Source organism: Streptomyces sp. NPDC003393 (assembly GCF_053589015.1).
This window is the reverse complement of sequence record NZ_JBSFRB010000010.1, coordinates 26,405-45,918: the sequence shown is the minus strand read 5'-3', so window position 1 is coordinate 45,918 and position 19,514 is coordinate 26,405. Positions and strand designations below refer to the sequence as shown.

General features: G+C 71.2%; 17 protein-coding genes and 1 pseudogene. 15 read left to right on the top strand and 3 right to left on the bottom strand.

The annotated features are described in order from the left end of the window. Window positions 1-107: 107 nt before the first annotated feature. Window positions 108-530: a winged helix-turn-helix transcriptional regulator gene (locus ACWDUZ_RS13030; protein WP_451631886.1), complete on the top strand. Its 423-nt coding sequence runs from the start codon at window positions 108-110 to the stop codon at window positions 528-530. A 36-nt stretch (window positions 531-566) separates the two neighbouring features. Here the strand turns inward: ACWDUZ_RS13030 and ACWDUZ_RS13025 are convergent, their stop codons facing one another. After that, on the bottom strand, window positions 567-1,835 hold the full coding sequence (locus tag ACWDUZ_RS13025; protein WP_451631885.1) for an MFS transporter: 1,269 nt from the start codon (window positions 1,833-1,835) through the stop codon (window positions 567-569). A gap of 189 nt (window positions 1,836-2,024) precedes the next feature. On the opposite strand from ACWDUZ_RS13025, the gene ACWDUZ_RS13020 reads away from it, so the two are divergent. The 5 genes from ACWDUZ_RS13020 (at window position 2,025) to ACWDUZ_RS13000 (ending at window position 5,789) form a co-directional block, all read left to right on the top strand. Beyond that, window positions 2,025-2,972 carry a LysR family transcriptional regulator gene (locus tag ACWDUZ_RS13020; protein WP_451631884.1) on the top strand — a complete coding sequence of 316 codons (948 nt, stop codon included), beginning with the start codon at window positions 2,025-2,027 and terminating at the stop codon, window positions 2,970-2,972. 112 nt (window positions 2,973-3,084) lie between these two features. Further along, window positions 3,085-3,426 carry a YnfA family protein gene (locus ACWDUZ_RS13015; RefSeq protein WP_451631883.1) on the top strand — a complete coding sequence of 114 codons (342 nt, stop codon included), beginning with the start codon at window positions 3,085-3,087 and terminating at the stop codon, window positions 3,424-3,426. Between the two features lie 88 nt (window positions 3,427-3,514). Next, window positions 3,515-4,294: an SDR family NAD(P)-dependent oxidoreductase gene (locus ACWDUZ_RS13010; RefSeq protein WP_451631882.1), complete on the top strand. Its 780-nt coding sequence runs from the start codon at window positions 3,515-3,517 to the stop codon at window positions 4,292-4,294. Between the two features lie 7 nt (window positions 4,295-4,301). After that, window positions 4,302-4,481, top strand: coding sequence for a hypothetical protein (locus tag ACWDUZ_RS13005; RefSeq protein WP_451631881.1), 180 nt, complete (start codon window positions 4,302-4,304; stop codon window positions 4,479-4,481). A 42-nt stretch (window positions 4,482-4,523) separates the two neighbouring features. Then, entirely contained in the window at window positions 4,524-5,789 is a 1,266-nt protein-coding gene (locus tag ACWDUZ_RS13000) for a GNAT family N-acetyltransferase (RefSeq protein WP_451631880.1), read from the top strand. A 5-nt stretch (window positions 5,790-5,794) separates the two neighbouring features. Here ACWDUZ_RS13000 and ACWDUZ_RS12995 read toward each other — a convergent pair whose 3' ends face one another. Next, complete coding sequence (locus tag ACWDUZ_RS12995; RefSeq protein WP_451631879.1) at window positions 5,795-6,988, bottom strand: RtcB family protein; 1,194 nt, start codon at window positions 6,986-6,988, stop codon at window positions 5,795-5,797. A 227-nt stretch (window positions 6,989-7,215) separates the two neighbouring features. Between ACWDUZ_RS12995 and ACWDUZ_RS12990 the strand changes: the two genes are divergently transcribed. The 3 genes from ACWDUZ_RS12990 (at window position 7,216) to ACWDUZ_RS12980 (ending at window position 10,456) form a co-directional block, all read left to right on the top strand. After that, window positions 7,216-8,058 (top strand): DUF3558 domain-containing protein, encoded by an 843-nt coding sequence (locus ACWDUZ_RS12990; RefSeq protein WP_451631878.1) that lies wholly within the window; start codon window positions 7,216-7,218, stop codon window positions 8,056-8,058. Between the two features lie 118 nt (window positions 8,059-8,176). Next, window positions 8,177-9,073, top strand: a complete 897-nt coding sequence (locus ACWDUZ_RS12985; RefSeq protein WP_451631877.1) for a DUF3558 domain-containing protein — start codon at window positions 8,177-8,179, stop codon at window positions 9,071-9,073. A 135-nt stretch (window positions 9,074-9,208) separates the two neighbouring features. Continuing rightward, window positions 9,209-10,456 (top strand): DUF2637 domain-containing protein, encoded by a 1,248-nt coding sequence (locus ACWDUZ_RS12980; RefSeq protein ID WP_451631876.1) that lies wholly within the window; start codon window positions 9,209-9,211, stop codon window positions 10,454-10,456. Window positions 10,457-10,531: 75 nt separating this feature from the next. On the opposite strand, the gene lysS is transcribed toward ACWDUZ_RS12980, so the two are convergent. After that, window positions 10,532-12,316, bottom strand: a complete 1,785-nt coding sequence (gene lysS / locus ACWDUZ_RS12975; protein WP_451631875.1) for a lysine--tRNA ligase — start codon at window positions 12,314-12,316, stop codon at window positions 10,532-10,534. Window positions 12,317-12,548: 232 nt separating this feature from the next. Here lysS and argS point away from each other — a divergent pair, with 232 nt between their 5' ends. The 6 genes and pseudogenes from argS (at window position 12,549) to ACWDUZ_RS12945 (ending at window position 19,363) form a co-directional block, all read left to right on the top strand. Then, the gene (gene argS, locus ACWDUZ_RS12970) at window positions 12,549-14,324 is read left to right on the top strand and encodes an arginine--tRNA ligase (RefSeq protein ID WP_451631874.1); all 1,776 of its coding nucleotides are present in this window, start codon (window positions 12,549-12,551) and stop codon (window positions 14,322-14,324) included. A gap of 55 nt (window positions 14,325-14,379) precedes the next feature. Continuing rightward, window positions 14,380-15,255 carry a nucleic acid/nucleotide deaminase domain-containing protein gene (locus ACWDUZ_RS12965; RefSeq protein ID WP_451631873.1) on the top strand — a complete coding sequence of 292 codons (876 nt, stop codon included), beginning with the start codon at window positions 14,380-14,382 and terminating at the stop codon, window positions 15,253-15,255. After that, on the top strand, window positions 15,252-16,937 hold the full coding sequence (locus tag ACWDUZ_RS12960) for a hypothetical protein (protein WP_451631872.1): 1,686 nt from the start codon (window positions 15,252-15,254) through the stop codon (window positions 16,935-16,937). Before ACWDUZ_RS12965 ends, ACWDUZ_RS12960 begins: the two co-directional genes overlap by 4 nt. Before the next feature lie 125 nt (window positions 16,938-17,062). Then, a pseudogene (locus ACWDUZ_RS12955) lies at window positions 17,063-18,073 on the top strand (WXG100-like domain-containing protein); the annotation flags it as partial. 102 nt (window positions 18,074-18,175) lie between these two features. Further along, entirely contained in the window at window positions 18,176-18,772 is a 597-nt protein-coding gene (locus ACWDUZ_RS12950) for a nucleic acid/nucleotide deaminase domain-containing protein (protein ID WP_451632005.1), read from the top strand. Window positions 18,773-18,775: 3 nt separating this feature from the next. Beyond that, a complete protein-coding gene (locus ACWDUZ_RS12945; RefSeq protein ID WP_451631871.1) occupies window positions 18,776-19,363 on the top strand; it encodes an SUKH-4 family immunity protein in 588 nt (195 codons plus the stop codon). The last annotated feature ends 151 nt before the right edge of the window (window positions 19,364-19,514 follow it).

Below are 19,514 nucleotides of genomic sequence, written 5' to 3'. Positions count from 1 at the left end.
CGGTCCCCCACCCGGAGGTATTCCACGCGCCGCCCACCACCGGGCGACCGGTCAGGGCACCAGCACCAGCCGGCCCTGAAGGTGCCTACGTCACCCGGAGGTGAGCCATGGCGACCATGACCGCGGCCCAGCGGCGCGAGCAGGCAAGGGTCGAGTACGACGCCTTCCTCCGCGACTGCCCCACCAACCAGCTCCTGGACCGCATCAGCGACAAGTGGGTCAGCCTCGTCGTCGCCGCTCTCTCCGCCGGTCCCATGCGCTACAGCGACCTCGGGCGCAAGATCGCCGGCGTCAGCCCCAAGATGCTCACCCAGACCCTGCGCACCCTGGAACGCGACGGAATCCTCACCCGCACCGTCACCCCGTCCGTGCCCGTCCGCGTCGACTACGAACTCACCCTCCCGGGCAGCAGCCTGGCGCGGCTCCTGACCGCCGTGAAGGACTGGGCGGAGACCCACATCGAGGAGGTCCACGCGGCACGGGAGCGGTACGACGAGGGAGGCGCCGGCAAGCAGAACACCGCGGACTGACGCGAACCGGAACGACCCCGGGGCCGGCGCCGGGAGCTACGCGGCGTCGACCGCCGCGGGCAGTGGCTCCGGCAGCGCGGGCCGCTCGCGCCACGGCAGCAGCAGCGGGGTCACCAGCAGGAGCAGCCCGGCGACGCCGATCGCCGCGCGGGGCGTGGTGAGCGCGGCCAGCAGACCCCACAATGCGGTCAGTGTCGCGGTGGTCGCCCTGCCGGTGACCGACCAGGCCGACAGCGTCCGGGCCACCCGGTCCGGCGGGGCCTGTTCCAGCCGGTAGGCGGCGTACACCGGGCCGAACACACCGCAGCACGTGATCAGCACCAGCTCCACCGCCATCACCAGCACCAGCCCGGACACGCCCGGCCGGACGAGGACCAGGCCCACCGGCCAGCACACACGCAGCACCCCCGCGGTGAGCAGGACCCGTCGCTGCCCGAACCGGGCGACCAGCGGACGCGCCAGCCGCGAGCCGACCAGACCGCCCACGCACGGACCGGCGAAGGCGAGTCCGTACTGCCACGGCGCGAACCCGAGCGGGCCCAGCATCAACACCGCGAGCAGTGGCGAGGACACCATGATCAGGGCGTTGACCAGGACCGTGTTGAAGAACAACGGCCGCAGCGACGGGTGCGCCAGGATGAACCGCCACCCGTCGAGCAGATCACCCGGGCGCGGCCGGCCGGCCGGCGTCCGGCCGCGCGCGGCCCGCGGCTCGGGCTCGCTCCCGCCGATCGCCCGGATGCCGGCCGCCGACAGCAGATAGCTGACCGCGTCGGCCGCCACCGTCACCACCGGACCGAACAGCCCCACCAGGGCGCCCCCGACCGGCGGCCCCAGCACCGACGCCGTCCACGTCGTCGACTCGAAACGGCTGCTGGCCACCAGCAGGTCCGCCGCCGGCACCAGGCTCTTCAGATACGCCCCGCTCGCCGCCCCGAACGCGATGTCGGCCGCGGCCACCACCACCGACACCGCGAGCAGCCAGCCCACCCCGAGCCCGCCGACCGCGAACGCCACCGGCACACTCGTCAGCGCCGCGAACCGGACCAGGTCCGTCGCGATCATCACCGGCCGCTTGCGCCGGAACTCGATCCACGGCCCGAGCGGCGCCGCCGCCACCGCACCCACCGCCGGCCCCGCCGCCGACAACAGCGCCACCTCGGCCGACCCTGCGTGCAGCACCACCACCGCGATCAGCGCGAAGGCGTCGAAGGCCAGCCAGGTCCCGAACGTGCTGACCGCGTACGCCGCCCACAGCCACCCGAACCGCCGCCCCAGCACCCGCCGTCCGGCAGCCACGCCCACGCCTCTCACCGCTCCTCACCGACTCGCACGGCAGCGCGCCCGCACACCGCGGCGCCCGCACGCCGGGACACGCTCGCGCCGACCGGCCCGCGCCATCCAAGCCCCCGGCCGGTCCGCACGGCAAACAACCGTCCGGCCCGCCCAGCCACAACCAGCGGTTGTGCCGCGATCGGTCTAGGGTCGACCGACGTGGACCTCAACGCCGTACGCACCTTCGTCGCCGTGGCCGACGCGGGCCGGTTCCAGGACGCCGCCACCGATCTGTCGATCACCCAGCAGGCCGTCTCCAAGCGCGTGGCCGCGCTGGAGAAGGACCTCGGCGCACGGCTGTTCACCCGGACCGCGCGCGGCGCCCGGCTCACCGTCGACGGACAGGCGTTCCTGCCCCACGCCCGCGAACTGCTGCGCGCCGAGGAACGGGCGGCGGCCTCCGTACAGCCAGGCCGACGCGCCCTCCGGGTCGACGTCATCGGCCGCAAGCTCGCCCCCGCCGCCCTGCTGCGCGACTTCCTGCGCGCGCACCCGAGCACCGGACTCGACGTGGTGACCCTCCACGACGTCGACGCGGCCGTCACCGCGATCCGCTCCGGCACGATCGACGCCTCGTTCCGGGCCGTCGCCATGCCCGGCCGGCCACTGCCCGACGACATCCGGGCCACCCCGGTCCACGACGAAGCCCTCCACCTGCTGACCGGCCCCGGCCACCCCTTCGCCGACGCCCCCGCGGTCGCCCCGGCCGAGCTCGCCGGGCACCGGATCTGGATGCCCGAACTCCCTCCCGGCACCGAATGGGCCGCCTACTACGCCGATCTCGCCACCGCGTTCGGCCTCGCCATCGACGTGGTCGGACCGCACTTCGGCACCGAGCCGCTGCCCGACGTGCTCGCCGACTCCTCTACGCTCACCACCTTCGTGGGCGAGCTCACCCGGGTCCTGTGGCCCGCCGACTACGACCTGCGCCGCATCCCCCTGCGCCACCCCACCCCGGTCTACCCGCACTGCCTCCTCCACCACCGTGACAACCCGCACCCGGCGCTCACCGCCCTCCGCGACCACCTCGTGCGGACGCGACACGAGCGGCGGCTCGAAGGCGACGAGGTGTGGACACCGGCGTGGGCCCGGCGGGCGACCCGGTAGCACCACCCGGCGGCCGCGTCCCGGAGCCCCCGGCAGTACGCCCCCCCGTGGCCGCGCCCCGCGGCCGCACCGCGGCCACCGCACCGCCCGGCGCCCGTGCGAAGCTGCCCCCATGCCGCTGCTCCTCCGCTCCGCCGCCCTCTTCGTCGTCGCCGCGCTCTTCGAGATCGGCGGCGCCTGGCTGATCTGGCAGGGCGTGCGCGAGCAGCGCGGCTGGCTGTGGGCCGTCGGCGGGGTCCTCGCGCTCGGCGCGTACGGCTTCGTCGCCACCTACCAGCCCGACGCCCACTTCGGCCGCATCCTCGCCGCCTACGGCGGGATCTTCGTGGCCGGCTCGATCCTGTGGGGCGTCGTCGCGGACGGCTACCGCCCGGACCGCTGGGACCTGACCGGGGCGCTGATCTGCCTGGCCGGCATGGCCGTGATCATGTGGGCGCCGCGCAACGGCGGCTGACGCACGGGGGCACCCGGACGAGCCGTACTCTGGCTGAGCCGACCACGCAGACCGGGCAGACCCCGCCGACCCCTCACAGGAGCAGTTCATGGCCGCCAGCGCCGCACCGTCCGCCGCCTCCCGCATCGCCGTCGTCACCGGCGCGAGCAGCGGCATCGGGGCCGCCACGGCGCGGCAGCTCGCCGCCGCCGGCTACCGGGTCGTCCTGACCGCCCGCCGCAAGGACCGCATCGAGGCGCTCGCCGAGGAGATCAACACGGCCGGCCACGCGGCCACGGCCTACCAGCTGGACGTCACCGACCGCGCGGCCGTCGACGAGTTCGCGACGGCCTTCCGGACCGTGGGGGTCCTGGTCAACAACGCGGGCGGCGCACTCGGCGCCGACCCGGTCGCCACCGGCGACCCCGCCGACTGGCGCACGATGTACGAGACGAACGTCATCGGCACCCTCAACCTCACCCAGGCCCTGCTGCCGAAGCTGGTCGCGAGCGGCGACGGCACCGTCGTGGTCGTGTCCTCCACCGCCGGTCACGCCACGTACGAGGGCGGCGCGGGCTACGTCGCCGCCAAGCACGGCGCCCACGTCCTCGCCGAGACGCTGCGCCTGGAGATCGTCGGACAACCGGTCCGCGTCGTCGAGGTCGCCCCCGGCATGGTCCGGACGGAGGAGTTCGCGCTGACCCGCTTCGGCGGCGACCCGGAGAAGGCGGCGAAGGTCTACCAGGGCGTGGCCGAGCCGCTGACGGCGGACGACGTGGCGGAGACGATCACCTGGGCGGTGACCCGCCCCAGCCACGTCAACATCGACCTTCTGATCGTGCGCCCACGCGCGCAGGCGTCGAACACCAAGGTGCACCGGGAGCAGTGAGACGACGATGACGATGCCCGACACCGGCCGGGGCGGGGCCCCCGAGCAGGACATGACCCCGGAGCAGGAGCGCCTCGCCCTGGAGAAGAAGCGCGAGCGCTACGTCTGGTACTACCTCGGCTACTTCCTCTTCGGCATCCACATCGTGGCGTTCGTCATGATCTACGCCGTACGACACGCGAAGTAGACCGGGACCGAAGGTCACGACCGCCACCTGGAGTAACCGACCGTGGAAAGACACATACCTTTCGACGCCCTGCGCAACCTTCGTGACCTCGGCGGCTACGGCACCGAGGACGGCCGGCACGTCCGCCCGCGCCGCCTCTTCCGCGCGGACGGCCTGGGCAAACTGCGCCGGGGCACCGCGGACTGGGACCGCTTCCTCGCCCTCGGCATCGGCACGGTGATCGACCTCCGCCACGACTGGGAGGTCGAGCGCCAGGGCCGCGTCCCGGAGCACCCGTCCTTCACCTACCACAACCTCAGCATCGAGCACCGGCCCTACGACCAGCCGTCGCTGGGACCCGAGGTGGAGCCGGGCCCGTATCTCGCGGAGCGCTACATGGAGGTGGCGCAGGACGGCACCAAGGAGATCCGCAGGGTCCTGGAACTGATCGCGGACGCGGCCGTCTCCGACACCCCGCTGGTCTTCCACTGCGCCTCCGGCAAGGACCGCACGGGCGAGATGGCCGCCCTGGTCCTGGCCCTGCTCGGAGTCCCCGAGCCCACGATCATCGAGGACTTCTCCCTCACGGAACTGGCCACCCCCGCCCTGCTCGCCGACTGGCGGGCACGCAACGGCGGCCGTAGCCCGGCCTGGCCGGGCTACGGCCGCGCCCCCGAATCGGTGATGCGCCTGTTCCTGTCCGCCCTGAAGCAGAAGTACGGCTCGGTCGAGTCGTACGTGGCCAACGCCCTGGACCTGGACGCCCGGGCCCTGGCGGCCACCCTCCGCGCCCACCTCCTGGAGCCGGCCCCGGCCACCTGGCCCCCGCTCGGCTACCGCCGGGCCACGGCCGCCGACGCCGCCACCCTGGTGCGCCTGCGCGACAGCGCCGCCCTGCGGCAGCTGGCGCTCGGCATCGACCAGTGGAAGCCGGGAGAGAAGGACGAGGCCCACTTCCTCGCCCGGATGCGGGAGGGCGAGGTCTGGCTGGCGCACGCGGGCGACCAGCTGGCGGGCGCCTGGGAGCTGTGGTGGGACGACCCGGCCGCCTGGGGCCCCCGCCCCGCGGACGCGGGCTACATCCACCGCCTGATGACCGCCGCGCACACGGCGCCGCCCGGAACCGGACGCCGCCTGCTGGCCGAGGCGGAGTCCCGCATCGCCGCGACGGGCCGCCCCTACGCCCGCCTCGACTGCCTCGCCTCCAACCCCCGTCTGCGCGCCTACTACGAGTCATCGGGCTACACGGTCGTCGGCGAACAGCCGGCGAAGGCGGACGGCGGAGGCAGCCCGTACGCCGTGACGCTGCTGGAGAAGCGGCTGGTGTGACCGGCTCAGCCCTTCACACACACCACCTGCTTGAGCTTGGCCACCACCTCGACGAGGTCCCGCTGCTGGTCGATGACCTGCTCGATCGGCTTGTAGGCGCCCGGGATCTCGTCGACGACGCCGGAGTCCTTGCGGCACTCCACGCCTCGCGTCTGCTCCTCCAGGTCCTTCGTGGAGAAGCGGCGCTTGGCGGCGTTGCGGCTCATGCGTCGACCCGCGCCGTGCGACGCGGAGTTGAACGCCTTCTCGTTGCCGAGGCCCTTCACGATGTACGAACCCGTGCCCATGGAGCCGGGGATGATGCCGTGCTCGCCGGAGCCGGCCCGGATCGCGCCCTTGCGGGTCACGAGCAGGTCCATGCCCTCGTACCGCTCCTGAGCCACGTAGTTGTGGTGGCAGGAGATCTCCGGCTCGAAGGCGGGCTTCGCCTTCTTGAACTCCTTGCGGATCACGTCCTTCAGGAGCGCCATCATGATGGTGCGGTTGCGCTTGGCGTACTCCTGCGCCCAGAACAGGTCGTTGCGGTAGGCCGCCATCTGCGGGGTGTCCGCCACGAAGACCGCGAGGTCGCGGTCCACCAGTCCCTGGTTGTGCGGGAGCTTCTGGGCCACTCCGATGTGGTGCTCGGCGAGTTCCTTGCCGATGTTGCGGGAGCCGGAGTGCAGCATCAACCAGACGGAACCGGTCGAATCCGTGCAGACTTCGACGAAGTGGTTTCCGGACCCGAGCGTTCCCATCTGATGAGTGGCGCGCTCCTCGCGGAACTTCACCGCCTCCGCCACCCCGTCGAACCGCCCCCAGAAGTCGTCCCACCCCGCCGTGGCCAGCCCGTGGAACCGTCCCGGATCGACCGGGTCCGCGTGCATCCCCCGGCCCACCGGGATCGCCTGCTCGATCTTCGAGCGGAGGCGGGACAGGTCGCCCGGAAGGTCGTTGGCCGTCAGGGACGTCCTCACCGCCGACATTCCGCAGCCGATGTCGACGCCCACCGCCGCCGGGCACACGGCGCCCCGCATGGCGATGACCGAGCCGACCGTCGCACCCTTGCCGTAGTGGACGTCGGGCATGACGGCCAGGCCCTTGATCCAGGGCAGGGTCGCGACGTTGTGGAGCTGCTGCATCGCGACGCCCTCCACCGCCGCCGGGTCCGTCCACATGCGGATGGGGACCTTCGCGCCCGGTACCTCCACGTACGACATATCGTCCTCATTCCCCCGTGAAACGTACAGAATTCTCAGAAGTCGCGAACAGCAATACCGGCGCCAAGGTCTACGAAACAGGGCAACGGACCGGCGTCCACGGCAGTGCGTGCGATACACATTGTCTCCAGGTGCCGCCCCCGCCCGGCAAGCGAATAACCAGCGGGGACCGGGCCACCAGCGGACCGACACCGACACGCACCGAGACCGTCGAGAGGAGCCTGCCCGTGCTGCGGAAGGCGTACGTACCCGGCGCGGCCGCGCTCCTCGCGGCCCTGCTGCTGACCGGCTGCACCGACGGCTCGTCGGATGCCGGCCGGACGGACAACGCCAACCCGGACGGTCCCGGTACGGCGACGGTGGAGGCGCAGCCGGGCAAGTACCGCACGCTGCCCGAGGCCTGCGGCGCGGTCGGCCACGGCACCCTGGACTCGCTGCTGCCCGGCATCAAGCAGATCACGGACCCGGACCAGCGGGACCGCGCCTACCAGGGGCAGGCCGCCCTCACCTACGACACGGACCGCAAGGTGGGCTGCCGTTGGAAGGTGGATTCCACGGAGGCCACCGACCGGCTGCACATCGACCTGGAGCGGGTCGTCTCCTACGACAGCTCGGTGAGCGACGAGAGCCAGGCGCAGTCGGTCTTCGCCACGAAGCAGGCGGACGCGGACCTTCCCGTACCCCCCGTCACCTCCTCCGGCTCGGACACCACCCCCGGCGGCACCCCGTCGTCCGGGACGCCCTCGTCCGGGACGACCTCGCCGTCCTCCTCCGGCACCAGCCCTTCCGCCACCTCGTCGTCCTCGCCGCCCGCCGCGGACCCCGCCGATCTCCGGCCCCGCACCCTCGGCGACCTCGGCGACGAGGCGTTCCTCGACGACCAGCTCAGCAGTTCCGGTTCGACGGCCGAGCAAAGGACGGTGACTGTGGCGTTCCGCACGTCGAACGTCATCGTCACCATCGAGTACGAGGAGCAGCCGGCCGCCGTCGGTGTGCTCCCGGACAGTGAGGAAATGCAGGACAAGGCCCGGAAACTGGCCGCGCGACTGGCGGATTCGCTGGGCGGCTGACGCCTGCCGTCCGGCATGGGCGGCCCGGCCGTGATGCCCGGGAAGGCGAACCGCACGGCTGTCTCACCGCGTACCGTGGCCCCTCGGACCCGATCCGACCGCAGGAACCACGAGCGTCATGAGTGAAGGAACCATGCAGCGAGCAGCCCAGCGAGACCATCGTGCCCAGCGACCCGAGCGTGCCCGGCGACTGAACCGCCTCGTTGTCTGCGCGGCGGCGGTACCCGTGATGCTGCTGGCCGCGGCCTGCTCCTCGGACTCCGGCTCCGGTGACGGCGACGCCGGGAAGAAGACACCGGCGGGTGACGCCACGGCGTCCGCGAGCGCGAGCGCCTCCCCGACGGTGCAGGCGGCCAGGTACGTGAAGCTGCCTGAGGCGTGCAAGGTGCTGTCGGGCAAGACGCTGGGCGAACTGGTCCCGAAGGGGACGAAGTCCGCCAAGGAGGGCACCTCCAGCGATGTCTCCTCGCGTGCCAGCTGCTCCTGGAACAGTCTGAAGAACAACGGGGTGAAGGGCTCTCAGTTCCGTTGGCTGAACGTCTCGTTGCTGCGTTTCGCGTCGGACGTCAACCGCGGTTCGGGCGAGGAACAGGCCAAGGCGTACTACGCGCAGCAGGTCCAGGACGCGAAGTCCGTCGCGGGTGCGAAGAACACCAAGTCGGAGCCGGTGTCCGGGACGGGCGACGAGGCGACGGCGGTGCGCTACGACCTGAAGAAGAAGGAAGGCACCTTCAAGCAGCAGACGGTCGTGGCGCGGGTGGAGAACGTGGTCGTCACCCTGGACTACAACGGTGCCGGTCTGGCCGGTGACAAGAGCCCGGACGCCGACGGCCTGGCCAAGGACGCGAAGTCGGCGGCCAAGGAGGCGGTGGCCGCGGTGGCGAAGGCGAACGGTGACGGTGGCGCCGCCTCGTCGACGTCGGGCTCCGCGTCTCCCTCCAAGTCCGCGTCTCCGTCGAAGTCCCCCTCGAAGTCGCCGTCGCCCTCGTCGACGAAAGCCGCCTCGAAGGGCTGAGCGGGCCCAAGTCGGCTCGTAGTCGGGCATTCTCATCCGCCCGCCCGCGCGTCGGACGAGTGTGCCACTCTGTTGCGCGCAACAACACGCAAGGGGAGGGGAGTACGAGTGGCCGGGCCACTGAAGCTGACTCGGATGCACCGCATCCTCATCGGCGTGGTCGTGACCGGCGCCGTGATCATCGCCGGTATCGGCTTCGCGGGTTCGTACGCGGCCGTCCGTGAGCTCGCGATCAAGAAGGGCTTCGGGAACTTCAGCTATGTGTTCCCGGTCGGCATCGACGCGGGCATCTGTGTGCTGCTGGCCCTGGACCTGCTGCTGACCTGGATTCGCATCCCCTTCCCGCTGCTGCGTCAGACGGCGTGGCTGCTGACGGCGGCGACGATCGCGTTCAACGGCGCGGCGGCATGGCCGGACCCGCTGGGTGTGGGCATGCACGCGGTGATCCCGGTGCTGTTCGTGGTCGCGGTGGAGGCGGCCCGGCACGCGATCGGCCGCATCGCCGACATCACCGCCGACAAGCACATGGAGGGTGTCCGTCTCACCCGCTGGCTGCTGTCCCCGGTGCCGACGTTCCTGCTGTGGCGCCGGATGAAGCTGTGGGAGCTGCGCTCCTACGACCAGGTCATCAAGCTGGAGCAGGAGCGTCTGGTCTACCAGGCGCGGCTGCGCTCCCGTTTCGGCCGTGCCTGGCGCCGCAAGGCCCCGGTGGAGTCGCTGATGCCGCTGCGGCTGGCCCGTTACGGGGTGCCGCTGGCGGAGACGGCCCCGGCCGGTCTGGCGGCGGCCGGGATCGAGCCCGTGCTGATCCCGCCGACGCCGGAGGCCGGGGCGACGGCGGCGGGTTGGCCCGCCGTGACGGGCGCCGTCCCGCAGCAGCGGGCGGCGACAGCCGCCGGGCAGCGCCCGCAACTGGTCGCCGAGCAGGAGCCCGGTGGGCCGGCGTACGAGGAGCAGTTGCCGCCCGACGAGCAGAGCCCCTGGTTCCAGGCGCCCCACCAGGTCGACTACCACGGCGGCTACGATCCGACGTACGACCCGGAGCCCGTGTACGAGGACTGGTACGAGGAGCAGCAGCCGGAGCGGTTCGAGCAGCCCTCCATGGAGGACACGGGCAGCTTTCCCATTCCGGTGGGCCCGAACCGTACGCGCGAGCTGGGCGAGGGCGGCGGCCCGCCGGAGCCCGCGCCGCCGGACGAGGAGTCGTATTACCAGGTCTTCAAGCAGTCGATCAGCGGCAGCGGCTATCCGACCCCGCGCGAGTTCAGCGACAACGTCGAGGCGACCTACGGCATTCCCGTGCCCGATGCCGAGGCCAAGAAGATGGTCATGCGCTTCCAGAACCGCCACACCGCGGAGCTGGAGGACGACCACATCGCGTAGGGCGGGACGCCCGTCGCACGGGAAAGGGGGCCCCCTGAGGAGGGCCCCCTTTCCCGTCGGGTTTTCCTTCGGCGGTTACTCGCCGAGCAGCCTGCGCACCCGCTCCTGGCCCACCGCGAGCAGCAGCGTGGGCAGACGCGGACCTGTGTCACGCCCCACCAGCAGGTGGTAGAGCAGCGCGAAGAACGACCGCTGGGCGGTCTTGATCTCCGGCGGCAGCTCCTTGGGCGTGGCGTCGGCGGGGAACCCGGCCTGCACCTTGGGCACGCCGTACACGAGGTGGGTCAGCCCGTCGAGGGACCAGTGGTCGGCGAGCCCGTCGAGCAGCAGCCGCAGGGACTGCTGGGACGCGTCGTCCAGGGACTTCAGCAGTTCGGCGTCGGGCTCGTCGCGGACGATGGTGCGCTGCTCGGCGGGGACGTGGGTGTTGATCCACGCCTCGGCCTTGTCGTAGCGCGGGCGGGCCTCGTCCAGCGAGCCGAGGGGGTTGTCCGGGTCGAGCTCGCTGAGGATGCGCAGCGCCTGGTCCTGGTGGCCGGCGGTGATGTCGGCGACGGACGCGAGCGTGCGGTAGGGCAGCGGGCGGGGGGTCTTGGGCAGCTCACCGGCGGCGGTGCCCACGGCCCGCGTGTACGCGGCGACGTCGCCGGGGAGGGCGGAGCCTCCCCCAGCGCCCGACGCCTGGGAGGTACCCCCAGCGACCTTGCCGGCGAGCTTGTCCCACTCGTCGTAGAGGCGCTGGATCTCCTGGTCGAAGGCGATCTTGAAGGACTGGTTCGGCCTGCGCCGGGCGTACAGCCACCGCAGGAGCTGCGGCTCCATGATCTTCAGCGCGTCGGCGGGGGTGGGGACCCCACCCCGGGACGACGACATCTTCGCCATGCCGGAGATCCCGACGAAGGCGTACATCGGGCCGATCGGCTGCTCGCCGCCGAAGATCCCGACGATCTGCCCGCCGACCTGGAAGGAGGAGCCCGGCGAGGAGTGGTCGACGCCGGACGGCTCGAAGATCACGCCCTCGTACGCCCATCGCATGGGCCAGTCGACCTTCCAGACCAGCTTGCCGCGGTTGAACTCGCTGAGCCGGACGGTCTCGGAGAAGCCGCACGCCGTGCAGGCGTAGGTCAGCTCGGTGGAGTCGTCGTCGTAGGAGCTGACGGTGGTGAGGTCCTTCTCGCAGTTGCCGCAGTACGGCTTGTACGGGAAGTAGCCGGCGGAGCCGGAGCTGCCGTCGTCCTCGGCGGCGGCGCCCGAACCCTCGGCGGCCTCCAGCTCGGCCTCGTCGACCGGCTTCTGCTTGGCCTGCTGCTTCTTCTGGTCGGCCGGCTTGGGCTTGGTGCGGTACTGGGCGAGGATCGCGTCGATGTCGCCGCGGTGCCGCATCGCGTGCAGGATCTGCTCGCGGTAGGCGCCGGAGGTGTACTGCTCGGTCTGGCTGATGCCCTCGAACTCCACGCCCAGCTCGGCGAGCGAGGCGATCATGGCGGCCTTGAAGTGCTCGGCCCAGTTCGAGTACGCCGAGCCACGGGGGGCCGGGACGGAGGTGAGCGGCTTGCCGATGTGCTCGGCCCACGACTCGTCGACGCCGGAGACGCCGGCCGGGACCTTGCGGTACCGGTCGTAGTCGTCCCAGGAGATCAGGTGCCGTACCTCGCGGCCCCGGCGGCGGATCTCGTCGGCGACGAGGTGCGGGGTCATGACCTCGCGCAGGTTCCCCAGGTGGATGGGGCCGGACGGGGAGAGCCCGGACGCGACGACTACGGGTTTGCCCGGGGCCCGGCGCTCCGACTCCTCGATGACCTCATCCGCGAAACGGGAGACCCAGTCGGTGGTCTCGGTGCTCTGAGCCACGATCGGCACGTCCTCTTTGTCTGATGGTTCTCTGCGGGATTCTCCGTGAACAGCCGCCACGGTCGCACGGCTGACCGCCTTCATTGTCCCAGGCGGCCCCACATCCACGAAAACGCCTCATCACCACGCCGGACGGGGCGGCACGGCCCGGGGTCGGCCCGGCGACCGGAAAATTCGCTTTACCCCGCATGGGATACTGGCGGGGACCATCCATCCCACGAGGAGAACGGCACCCATTCCTATGGCCTCGGTCACGTCCCTCACCGCTTCCGTCCATCAGCGCCTCGCGAACGCACTCTCGGCCGCCCTGCCGGAGACCGCCGACGCGGACCCGCTGCTGCGACGTAGCGACCGGGCGGACTTCCAGGCCAACGGGATCCTGGCGCTGGCGAAGAAGGCGAAGGCGAACCCGCGGGAGCTGGCGGCGCAGGTCGTCTCGCAGGTGGTCACCGGTGACGTGATCAAGGAGATCGAGGTCTCGGGCCCCGGCTTCCTCAACATCACCGTCACCGACGGCGCGATCGTCGAGAACCTGGCCGCGCGGGCCACCGACCCGGCGGGCCGGCTCGGCGTGCCGCTCGCGGACCATCCGGGCACCACGGTGATCGACTACGCCCAGCCCAACGTGGCCAAGGAGATGCACGTCGGACACCTGCGCTCGGCGGTGATCGGCGACTCGGTCGTCCAACTCCTGGAGTTCACGGGCGAGAACGTGGTCCGGCGCCACCACATCGGCGACTGGGGCACCCAGTTCGGCATGCTCATCCAGTACCTGGACGAGCACCCGCACGAGCTGGACCACAAGGCGTCCACCGAGGACACGGCCGCCTCCGGCGAGGAGGCGATGTCGAACCTCGACCGCCTCTACAAGGCGGCCCGGAAGAAGTTCGACTCCGACGAGGAGTTCAAGACCCGCGCCCGGCGCCGGGTGGTCGACCTCCAGGCCGGCGACCCGCACACGCTGGCCAAGTGGCAGAAGTTCGTCGACGAGTCGAAGATCTACTTCTTCTCCGTCTTCGAGAAGCTGGACATGGAGATCCGGGACGCCGACATCGTCGGCGAGTCCGGCTACAACGACATGCTGGCCGAGACCTGCCGCATGCTGGAGGAGTCCGGCGTGGCGGTCCGCTCCGAGGGCGCCCTGTGCGTCTTCTTCGACGACATCAAGGGCCCGGACGGCAACCCGGTGCCGCTGATCGTCCAGAAGTCCGACGGCGGCTACGGCTACGCGGCCACCGACCTGTCGGCGATCCGCGACCGCGTCTTCAACCTGAAGGCGGACACGCTGCTCTACGTCGTGGACGCCCGCCAGTCCCTGCACTTCAAGATGGTCTTCGAGACGGCGCGCAGGGCCGGCTGGCTCGGCGACGGCGTCAAGGCCCAGCAGCTGGCCTTCGGCACGGTCCTCGGCAAGGACGGCAAGCCGTTCAAGACGCGTGCGGGCGAGACGATCCGCCTGGTCGACCTGCTCGACGAGGCGATCGACCGCGCCTCGGCCGTGGTCCGGGAGAAGGCCCAGGACCTCTCCGAGGAGGAGATCGCCGAGCGGGGCGCCCAGGTGGGCATCGGTGCGGTGAAGTACGCGGACCTGTCGACGTCGGCGAGCCGGGACTACAAGTTCGACCTGGACCAGATGGTCTCGCTCAACGGCGACACCTCGGTCTACCTCCAGTACGCCTACGCCCGTATCCGGTCCATCCTCCGCAAGGCGGGCGAGCTCCGCCCGGCCGCCCACCCGGAGCTGGAACTGGCCCCCGCCGAGCGGGCGCTGGGCCTGCACGTGGACGCCTTCGCGGAGACGGTGCGGGAGGCGGCGGGAGAGTACGCCCCGCACAAGCTGGCGTCGTACCTCTACCAACTGGCGTCCCTGTACACGACCTTCTACGACAAGTGCCCGGTGCTGAAGGCCGAGACGCCGCAGCAGGTGGAGAACCGCCTCTTCCTGTGCGACATCACGGCCCGCACCCTCCACCAGGGCATGGCCCTGCTGGGCATCAGGACGCCGGAGCGACTCTGACACGCAGCCCTTAGGGTCTGTGGAGACCCGTCTCCACAGACCGAAAGGCAGCCCGATGCCCGAGCGCGTCCCCGATCCGTCCGTGGCCCACTTCGGCGAGGACGGCATGCGCCGGTTCACGGTGCCGGCCTCCTACCGGGTGCAGCTGCCCGACGCGGCCCGCGAGGCGCTGGCGGGCACCGGGGTTCCGCTCCACGTGGCGCCGTACTTCGCCGCGGCGGGAGAGACCGACGGACTGACCCTGGGAATGGCCGCCGGGCACCACGGGCTGTCCGCGCCCGCCGGACGGGAGAACTGGCTGCGCATCGGCACGGACCCGTTGGCCCACCTGTGCGTACGACCGGACGGGGCGGTGCAGGCGGTGTTCCTGGGGTGGGAGGCGGACGACATGTTCGTCAACTCCGGCGTCCCTGTCTTCGACGCCTCGCTCACGGCACTCGACCGGCGGCTGCCGGTGATCGCCGCCTCGACGAGTCTTCCGGTGGCCGCCGCCGCGTTCCGTGAGCTGAACGCCGAACTGCGGCAGATCGACGCCGCCGCCTTCGCGGAGCGGGAGAACTGGTGGCCGAGGGTGCTGGACGACGTCCGGCACACCCTCAACTTCCCTTTCTCGTCGGCCTTCGAGTACGTCGACGCACGCGGCGCCAAGCAGATCGTCACCGACGCGACGGGACCCGGCCGTGCGCACCCGGAGGAACTCGTCTGGGAACGCCTGCGGGCCGAGGGTGTCACGCCGGAGCAGGTGCGGCGCGTCTACTGCGAACTGGAGCCCTGCATGCTGCCGGGCCATTACTGTGCGGTCTGGCTCCAGGCCACCTTCCCGCACGCGGAGTTCACCCACAGCTTCGACTACGGCTCCACCGCCGAGTCCCGGGAAGCGGGTCTCCAGGAGTTGATCACGCGCGCGGCCGAGCAGGAGGGACGCCGGTGACCGACCGGAAGTGGGAGCGCCCCGCGGCGGGGCGTGAACCGGCCGCCTCCGCCTTACTGGTCTGGCTGGCGGATGCGGACGCACCACGGATGTGCGTCGTGACCGGGAGCACGGGATGCGGCAAGTCCAGCCTGCTGGCCTGGCTGATCGCGCACGGGACGCGGGAGGGAACACGGCCCGACCGCCGCGTGCACGCCTTCGTGCCACTCGCCGGACTCACCGCACTGACCGCCGCCTGGACCCTGGCCCAGCAGCTCTCGGTGGCCGCCCGCACCCCGGGTGAGCTGGTGAGCGCGCTGGCCGCCGACAGGCGCCGCACGGTGATCGTGCTGCCGGAACTGCATGCGGCGGCGGATCCCGCGGGCATCGCCGAACTCGTTCTCCTCCTCGTGGGCCTGGCGCACGTCCGGCTGATCACCGAGGTGCGGAGCGAGAGCGGCGAGGTCCAGAGCCTCATGGCGGCCCGCCCGGCCGTCATGGACCTCGACGAGGCACGGTGGACGGACCCGGAGCGGTACGCGGCCTGGGCCGCCACGCAGCCCTCCGGCCGCAGGGCGGCGGACGGGAGTGCGCCGCTTACGTCGAGGCCGGCCGTCGGCCTGAACGACCCTGCCGCGGTCTGCGCCGCGGACCCGTGGCAGGTGTCCGTCCGCTACGAGCGCTCCGAGCGGGATCATGGGGGGCTGCGCACGGCATGGCTGCGGGCAGGAGCGTCCCTGACCCGGGAACAGACGGCCGCCGACCGGGCCGTCGTACTCCTGGCGGCGCTGGGAGACGATGCCGACCCGCGGATCCAGGAGGAGCTCGCCGATCTCGCCGGCGGGGCCGCGTGGCGGGTCGCCTGGCGCAGAGTGCGCGGTGACGTCCGCCCACCGTGGCCGGGACCGGCCTGTGCGCTGGCGGCCGGGCGTGGGCTGCTCGCCGGAAAGGTGCTCGTCGCCGATCACCAGGGCACGGTCCGTCTGCTCGACGAGTCGGGCGCCGCTCCGGTCGGCCGGTTGCCGAAGCCGGTCCCGCAGATCCGCGCGCTCGCCGCCACACCCGAGGGAGACGTGCTGATCCTGGACATACAGGGCCGTCTGCACACCCGGCGCAGCCCCTCCGTACCGAGGGCCACAGGCCTGTCGGCGCTGCTGGAGGACGGCCCGACTCCTCTCGAACGGCTGGTGTCGGCGGCGACATCCCGGCCGGAGGAACCCTCGACGGCGTCGGCGGTCTGTGCCGGACTGCTCGCCGTCGGGAGTGCGACGGGCCGGGTGCACGCCTTCGCGGCGGACGGACAGGGGGACGGACTGTGGACTGTCCGTCCGCACGAAGGCGGTGTGACCGCCCTGGCGGCGCTGGACCTTCCCCTGCCGGCGGACGGTGCGACCCTCCCCCTGGTCTACAGCGGCGGTTCCGACGGAACCGTGCGGGCCTGGGGTCCCGGGACCGAACCGCTCGCCACTCCCCTCCGGTCCCGGCCGTGCCCGGTGACGGCCCTGGCGGCGGCGAACACGGAGAACGGCCCGGTGCTCGCCATCGGATGGGCGGACGGGCTGGTCGAGCATCACGACCTGGACGGCGACGCCGCGGTCCGCACCTACCGGCCGGGACCTCCCGTGCGCTCGCTGGCAGCGACGGCCTCGGGGATGCTGCTGGTCGGCACGGACGACATGATGGTGTGCCTGCGTCCCGCCTGAATCGCGGAAGCGTTGTCACAACCGTGCCATAGAGCCACCACGCCGTCTTGCGCTCCAACGCCCCCTTGTCGTTAGGGTTTTCGTACTCATATGGAGATCGGGAGGGCGAGGGGGCGTCACGGGGGATGGGGTACACGCTGCCCGGTTGGCTGGATGAGGTCCTGGACTTCATCGGCATCAATTTTCCGAACGTCGACGAGGACGACTACCGCGACATGGCCGATGCCATGCGGGACTTCGCCGACAAGTTCGAGGGTCACGGCGCCGACGCCCACAAGGCGGTGGGCCGCATACTCGCCTCGTCCCAGGGGTGGGCCGTCGACGCGATGGAGAAGCACTGGTCGCAGGTGAAGGCCGGCCACCTGGACAAGGTCCCGGAACTGGCACGCCTGTTCGCCGACGCCTGCGACGTGGTCGCGGACATCATCTTCGGGATGAAGACCAAGGCCGAGGCCGAACTCGCCGTCATGGCCGGTTCGGTGGGCCTCTCGGTCGGTCTGGCATTCGTCACCGGCGGCCTGTCCGCGGTCCTCGGGGCCGCGGAGACGGCGGCGATGCGGCAGTTGGTGAAACGCATCATCGACGAGGCGGCCGATCGGATCGTGGACGAGTTGGTCGCCCGCGTCACCGCACCGGTCAACGCCAAGCTGGAGGCGATGGTCGAGGACGCCGTGCTGGACCTGGCCGAGGGCGCGTTCTCGCTCCCCCCGGCGCCCGGAAGCGGAGCCGACGGCGGCAAGCACGGTCACGGAGGCATGCAACTGGCCTCCGCCGGCGGGGCGAGCGGCTGGGAGCTCGCCTCCGCGAGCGGCGGCGGGGGGCCCGACGCGGACCTCTTCATCGACCACATGGAGTTCGAGGACGGAGCCGGCAAGGTCTCCGGCCACGGCAGCGAACTCCACCTGGCCAGCTCCACCCCGCTCGGCCGCGCCAAGGGCGCCTTCGGGCGGACCAAGGGCAAGGACCCCTTCACACAGACCTTCGACTCCGTCCTCGACGGGGCGCTGAAGGGCTCCGAGAAAGCCCTCGCCAAGATCGCCAAACACGTCACCGAGACGGTGCCGGACCGAGTGAAGGCGACCTCCCGCCTGCACAAGGGCAAGGACGTCCAGATCGGGGAGCGCGCCAACAGTGTCAGGACGTACCTGCTCAACGCGGACGGGACCGTCGAGCGGCTGCACGCCGACGGCAGGACGCCCACGCGCATCAGGGGCGATGAGGCAGGGCTGCCGGACATCGTGGGCAGCGACGGCAGGGTCTGGCGGCACCGCTCGACGGACAAGGGAGCCAACCCCTTTCCGCTGACCCCCTCACCCGACAATCCGAAGGTCACATCCAGACGGCTGGACCCGGACGAGACCAGCGACCTGGCGTACGCCACCCAGTTGGCGCGGTACAGCAAAAAGGACTACGGCGGCGGCAACTACGCTGCCGCGCACTATGTCGACTCCAATGGGGAATCGTTCATCCTGGTCGGCCACAGCAAGGGAGTCCACTCCGAGCGGACCATCGGGTACCCGGTGCTCAGAGACGGCAACCCGGACGGAATACAGTCCCTCTACACGGAACGGGAACCTTGTCAGGACTCGAGTTCCTGGTGCGACCAGTGGCTCGCCGAGCATTTCGGAGAGGACCAGCAGGTCACCCACTCGCACAGTTACGACCAGTCCCCCGTCGACGGAAAGCGCCCGAGTTCCTACAGCATCGACGGTGAGCACCGGGCGTACAGAAGGAACCTGGAGGCCTGGCACAATCAGCACGGCCTGGGTGCGGGGATGATGACGGAGTCGGACGGTGCGGCCATGGAAGCCGCGAGGAAAGGCAAGCGGGGCTGACAGATGCTCTTCGACGTCGATCACGATGCGTTGGTGGAGGTAGTCGGCGCGGACAACGTGTTCCGGCTGCCCGAAGCGACAGCCGTGCGGTACGGCTTCTCCGGCGAGACCCTCGACTTCCTCGCCCGCGTCGGACTCCCCGGCGCCGAGGACTTCGAGCTCTCGTTCGGCCTGCCCGCGGAATACGACGCCGGCTTCGTCTGGGACTGCGCGGAGCGTGCGGAACAGGGCTGGACCTTCCCCGACGGAGTGGAGAAGGTCGTCAAGATCGGTAATTTCCCCATCAACGCGGTCGTCGTCGACCCGGCGACCGGGCTGGTGTATCAGTACACCGATGCCGCGAAGGAGGCGATCCCGGTCCACGGCGACGTCTCCTCGCTCGCCAGGACCATGATCTCTTTCCTGGGCTACATCGACTCCTACAGCCGCGGCGAGGACGAGGACGACGAGGACGTGGAGTACGCACGCCGTAAGCGCGAGGTCGACGCCATGACGGCGGACATCCGTCTCACCGACCCACTGCCCTTCGCCCACGAGTACAGCGAGTGGGTGGAACTGTTCGACAACCTCGAGGGCGGCATCTACACCTGACACTTCGGCGCGTCGGCCTCGAGTCCTGCCGGGCCTTGCGGCCCACGGCCGCGTAGACGTCGATGTCGGCGTCCGTCACATCGTTGATGTCGGCGTGACGCACTTCGTCGATGTCCTCGAGAGCCCCCAGGCCGGAGGCCGTTGTCCGCCG